Annotated in this window: 4 protein-coding genes and 1 pseudogene; 4 read left to right on the top strand and 1 reads right to left on the bottom strand. The window is 60.6% G+C overall.

Translation table 11 applies throughout. The features are described 5' to 3' along the window. On the top strand, positions 1-749 hold a 749-nt coding region (gene istB, locus L284_RS41655), incomplete at its 5' end, for an IS21-like element helper ATPase IstB (RefSeq protein ID WP_021233816.1). 230 nt (positions 750-979) lie between these two features. Here the strand turns inward: istB (L284_RS41655) and L284_RS41650 are convergent. Next, complete coding sequence (locus L284_RS41650) at positions 980-2,032, bottom strand: ATP-dependent DNA ligase (protein WP_031342847.1); 1,053 nt, start codon at positions 2,030-2,032, stop codon at positions 980-982. Positions 2,033-2,563: 531 nt separating this feature from the next. On the opposite strand from L284_RS41650, the pseudogene L284_RS41645 reads away from it, so the two are divergent. The 3 genes and pseudogenes from L284_RS41645 to istB (L284_RS41635) all read left to right on the top strand — a co-directional run. Next, a pseudogene (locus L284_RS41645) lies at positions 2,564-2,884 on the top strand (hemerythrin domain-containing protein); the annotation flags it as partial. A gap of 116 nt (positions 2,885-3,000) precedes the next feature. Then, a complete protein-coding gene (gene istA, locus L284_RS41640; RefSeq protein WP_021234834.1) occupies positions 3,001-4,512 on the top strand; it encodes an IS21 family transposase in 1,512 nt (503 codons plus the stop codon). Further along, on the top strand, positions 4,499-5,227 hold the full coding sequence (istB, locus tag L284_RS41635) for an IS21-like element ISSsp4 family helper ATPase IstB (RefSeq protein WP_021234579.1): 729 nt from the start codon (positions 4,499-4,501) through the stop codon (positions 5,225-5,227). Before istA ends, istB (L284_RS41635) begins: the two co-directional genes overlap by 14 nt. Positions 5,228-5,440: the final 213 nt, after the last annotated feature.

The following is a 5,440-nucleotide window of genomic DNA, read 5'->3' as shown; positions in this document are numbered from 1 at the left end:
TCGTCATGCTGCGCAGCCTCAAGATGTTCGGCATGGCTCAGGCCGCCGACGAACTGATCGAGCAGGGCGCGCCTGCCTTCGATGCTGCCGTGCCGATGCTCGCTGGACTCCTGAAGGCAGAGATGGCCGAACGCGAGGTCAGGTCCATCGCCTATCAGATCAAGGCGGCCCGCTTCCCGGCCTACAAGGATCTGGCTGGCTTCGACTTTGCCGCCAGCGAGATCAACGAAGCCCTCGTCCGCCAGCTTCACCAAGGCGACTTCATGGAAAACGCCGACAATGTCGTGCTGATTGGCGGGCCTGGAACCGGCAAGAGTCATATCGCAACGGCACTGGGCGTCCAGGCCGTCGAGCATCACCGCAAGAAGGTTCGCTTCTTCTCCACGGTCGATCTGGTCAATGCGCTTGAGCAGGAAAAGACCATGAACCGATCCGGCCAGTTGGCAGAACGCCTGCTACGTCTCGACCTGCTCATCCTCGACGAGCTGGGTTATCTGCCCTTCAGCCCATCGGGCGGAGCCATGCTCTTCCATCTGCTCAGCAAGCTGTACGAGCGCACCAGCGTCGTCATCACCACCAACCTAAGCTTCAGCGAATGGGCTGGCGTGTTCGGCGATGCCAAGATGACCACCGCGTTGCTCGATCGGCTAACCCACCACTGCCACATCCTGGAAACCGGAAACGACAGCTTCCGCTTCCGTGCCAGCACCGCTGCGCCAAAAGCCAGAAAGGAGAAGCCAGCATCTTGAACCTGCCAGGATACGGCAGCACATAACCCATACCCACCCGGGTCAATTCTCAATGAAAACCCCGGGTCACATCTCAGTGGCAATCAACACCCAGTCGCTTGGATCCTTTTCGGTATTGGAGCCGGGGTGCTCTTCGAGCTTGGGGTTGTGCAGCTGATCGGTCATGATCACTCTCTCGTTTCCTGTTTGTTCTATTCAACGGTAGTCCGGCTTTACAGTTCCCCCGCGCTCTAATTCGGTGCGATCAGCTCCATCAGTTCGGCGGGTTTCAGCTCACGGATGAGCTGGTCATAGCGGCATTGCCGGCCCGCTTTGTCCGGGCGCCAGCGACGGAAGCGCGTGCCGTGGCGGAAACGGCCGGCCGTGATCTGGTCGTAGATCACTTCAGCCACCAGATCATGATCAAGTGAGATATAGTCGCCGCTCTTTTCCGGGTTCCAGCGACTGGGGCCTCCCGGTGCCCTGCCGGTGAAGCCGGGACCGCCTTCGTGCGGCTTGACGATCTCGCCCAGCGCCTTGCGCTCTGCTGCCGGGAATGCCGAGCTGAACCCGACAAGGTCGAGCTTGTCGTCATGGTTGAAGAGGCCCAGCAATAATGAGGCGACCTCGCCTTTGGCATTGGTGCGATAACCACCGACCACGCAGTCTGCAGTACGCAACTGCTTGACCTTCCGCATGGCCCGCTCACCCTGCTGATAGGGTTGATCGAGCGGCTTGGCGATCACCCCGTCAAGCGCGCCGCCGGTCGCGGTCAGCCAGGTCCTTGCCTGATCCACAGACTGCGACGCGGGAGACAGGATCAGGGCGGGGTTCAAAATTGTCTTGTGCAGCGCCTCAAGCGCGCTGCGCCGTTCCACGAGGGGCTTGGCGCTGAGATCCGTCGTGCCGATCCTCAGAGCATCGAACAGGATCAATTGCGCTGGCGTCTCCAGTGACAGTTTGGCGATACGCGAGGCGGCCGGGTGAAGCCGGGCCTGAAGCGCATCGAACGAGAGACGATCGCCGATCGGAATGACTAGTTCCCCGTCGAGCAGCAGGGTCTTCTGGTCCAGCGCGCGAATATGCTGGATCACTTCCGGAAAATACCGACCCAGCGGTTTGCCGGATTTCGACCAGATCGCGATGTCCTCGCCCTTGCGATCGACGAGGGCGCGAAAGCCATCCCACTTCGGCTCATATTGCCATCCCGGTGGCTCCGGCAGCGTTTCGACCAGCAGCGCCTCCATCGGCGCGAGTGGAGCGTCGGTCTGATCGGTCGATGGAGAGGATCGCTTGCCGGCCATACTGGGGTAACCTCTCGTGGCCCTAGCAGTTTCCCGAGCGGAAGCGCCCGGCAGAGCGCTGGACGGACGCACCATTCACCACACGGCATGGAGATTAGAGACAATGCTGCGTCCCTTTCGCTAAACGTCACAGTAATAACCTCGGGGACCTGAGATAGCAGCGGCGTATCCTGCCGAACTGCGCAGTTTTGGCTCTCAAACTCCGCGCGGTATTTCAATTGCTTAGATCGTCATCCAAGTTGAGGCAGCAAAAATGTGACACATGTTCCGATAATTTCCTGCTGTTGCCGACCAACTCACGACATTTAACGTACGTGGCGCCAGCAACCAGTGGTGCCGATACCCGCCATTGATCCATATAAACCGACTCATCTGGGCCGCAGCCCGATCGCGGTATGGGCGCGTACCCCCAACTAGATTTGTAGGCGCCATGATTCTGCGAGTGATCCGCAACAGGAGCGAAAGTCAAAATCGCAGGTTGTCGCTGAAGGCAGGCAAACTCTGCCGACCGATAACAGCCAAGGAAAAACCATGACCAAGAAAGCGCAAGATGCGATCGCCTTGCTCAAGGCGGATCACCGTACTGTTGAAGAGCTGTTCGAGAAATTTGAGAGCGCCAAAGCTCCGACCAAGCAGGCGACGCTTGCGAAGCAGATTTGCACCGAGCTGATCATTCACACAATCATCGAGGAAGAAATTTTCTATCCGGCTCTCAAAGGCAAGATCGAGGATGACATGTATGACGAAGCGCATGTCGAGCATGATGGTGCCAAGCTGCTGATCAGTCAGATCATGGCCGGACAGCCTGGCGAGGACTTCTGGGATGCCAAAGTGACGGTTCTGTCCGAGGAATGTGGAGCGGCGTGCAAAATTGACCCCCTTAGCGGGGTGATCGGCGTCTAAAATTGACCCCCTTCATCTCATCATGAGAAGCGCCGCCGTTTGGGTTCCGGACGGCGGGTACAGGGATGTTGGTTGTGGAGACGATTACGAGGATCCGTCGGGAGCACCGGGACGGGAAGCCTATCAAGGCGATAGCGCGGGATTTGCGGCTGTCGCGCAACACGGTGCGCAAGGCGGTTCGGGCACCGGACGCGGACGCCAGTTACGAGCGTAAGGAACAGCACCGGCCGCAGACCGGACCTTTCAGTGCTCGTCTCGAAGACTTGCTCGAGCAGAATGAAGGACTGCCCCGGCGTGACCGGCTTCGTATGACGCGGATCCATGATCTCCTTCAGCGCGAAGGGTTCGGCGGTTCCTATGACGCTGTGCGGCGCTATGCCGCGCGCTGGAAGCGTGAGCGTCGCGCCGACGCCGGCGATATGAGCAAGGTGTTCATCCCGTTGATGTACAGGCCAGGCGAGGCTTACCAGTTCGACTGGAGCCACGAGGACGTCGAGATCGCGGGCAAGCCGATGCGGGTGAAGGTCGCGCACATGCGGTTTTGCTGGTCACGGGCGCCATTCGTCCGCGCCTATCCCCGCGAGACGCAGGAGATGGTTTTTGACGCTCATGCCCGCGCCTTCGCCTTCTTCGGCGGGGTTCCGACGCGCGGTATCTACGACAACATGAAGACGGCGGTGACGACGGTCTTCATCGGCAAGGACCGGCTGTTCAACCGACGATTTCTGATCATGACGGATCATTATGGCGTGGAGCCGGTGGCCTGTAGCCCTGCTGCGGGATGGGAGAAGGGGCAGGTCGAGAACCAGGTCCAGACCAGCAGGGAACGGCTGTTCAAGCCGCGCCTGCGCTTTGCCAGCCTTGAGGAACTAAACATCTGGCTGGAAGCCGAGTGCAGGCGCTGGGCAGAGCGCAACGGGCATCCCGATCTGGATATGACGATCGCACAGGCATTGGAGGCAGAACGGCCGATGCTGCAACCGCTACCCGCCCCGTTCGACGGGTTCTTCGAGAGCGAGCACGTGGCGAGTTCGACGTGCCTGGTGAGCTTTGATCGCAACCGGTACTCGGTGATGGCAAAGGCGGCGCATCAAACCGTCCAGGTACGTGCTTACGCAACGCGCATCGTGATCCGTTCGGATGGTGCAGTCATCGCCGAACACGAGCGTGTCTTTGGTCGGAACCAGACGATTACGGACGCTTGGCATTACCTGCCGATCCTTGCGCGCAAGCCCGGCGCCCTGCGGAACGGCGCTCCCTTCCAGAACTGGGATCTTCCACCTGTACTTGCCGAGCTGCGGCGCAAGTTGGGTAAGGGCGATGATGCGGATCGCCGCTTCGTGCGCGTCCTGGCCGCCATTCCCGACGACGGCCTCGAGGTTGTTGAAGCCGCAGTCGCCGAGGCCCTCAGCGCAGGAACGGTCAGCGATGAGGTCATCCTCAACATCCTGTCCCGCCGGCGTGAGCCTCGCGATGCCCAGGCCATGGACGTCGTCGTCAACCTGAAGCTCAAGCATCCGCCGATTGCAGACTGCGCCCGCTACGACACGGTGCGAGGCCTCAATGCAGCGGCATGAGATTGTGGCAGCCCTCAAGGGGCTGGGGCTCAAGGGCATGGTCACTGCCTTCGATGACGCCGTCACCAATGGCATCCGCCGCGACAGAACGATCATGGAGATGCTAGCCGACCTGCTGCGTGCCGAGACTGCACATCGGGAGGCAGCGTCGATCCGCTACCGGATGACCGCGGCGAAGCTTCCGGCAATCAAGGACCTGGATGGGTTCATGTTCGACGGAACGCCGATCAACGAAGGGCTGATCCGCTCCCTGCACGCCGGCTCCTTCCTGCCGGAGCGGCGTAATATCGTGCTGGTCGGCGGAACGGGCACGGGCAAGACTCATCTGGCGCTCGCCATTACCGCGGCCGTGGTGCGCGCCGGCACCAGAGGCCGATACTTCAATACGGTTGATCTGGTGAACCGGCTTGAGGAAGAAGCACGTCTGGGCAAAGCCGGAAGCCTTGCCGCTCAACTCTCACGTCTTGATCTCGTTGTGCTCGACGAACTGGGCTATCTCCCCTTCGCCCGTTCCGGCGGCCAAATGCTCTTCCACCTGATCAGCAAGCTCTACGAAAAGACCTCTGTGATCATCACGACCAATCTTGCCTTCGGCGAATGGCCGAGCGTTTTCCACGACGCCAAGATGACCACCGCGCTCCTCGATCGCATCACCCACCATTGCGACATCATCGAGACAGGCAACGACAGCTGGCGGTTCAAAAACCGGAACTGAGCCCAAAACCCCTTCCCCCGGACCCCCATCCCCGGCGGTTAACCCGGTGGGTCAACAGGGACCTCCCACGGACGCCGCCGCCAGCACACCTGACGGTGCGCGTCGTCGTCCGTGGGCCCCTCCTATCGACTACCGGGATAACCGCCGCGCTGCCGAAAGGTGGGGTCAATATTGGGCGCCGATAGGGGGTCAGTTTTGCGCGCCGGTTGACAC

The organism is Novosphingobium lindaniclasticum LE124, from assembly GCF_000445125.1.
GTDB classification, from domain to species: domain Bacteria; phylum Pseudomonadota; class Alphaproteobacteria; order Sphingomonadales; family Sphingomonadaceae; genus Novosphingobium; species Novosphingobium lindaniclasticum.
The sequence above is the reverse complement of the archived record's forward strand: the minus strand, read 5'-3'. Positions and strand labels throughout refer to the sequence as shown.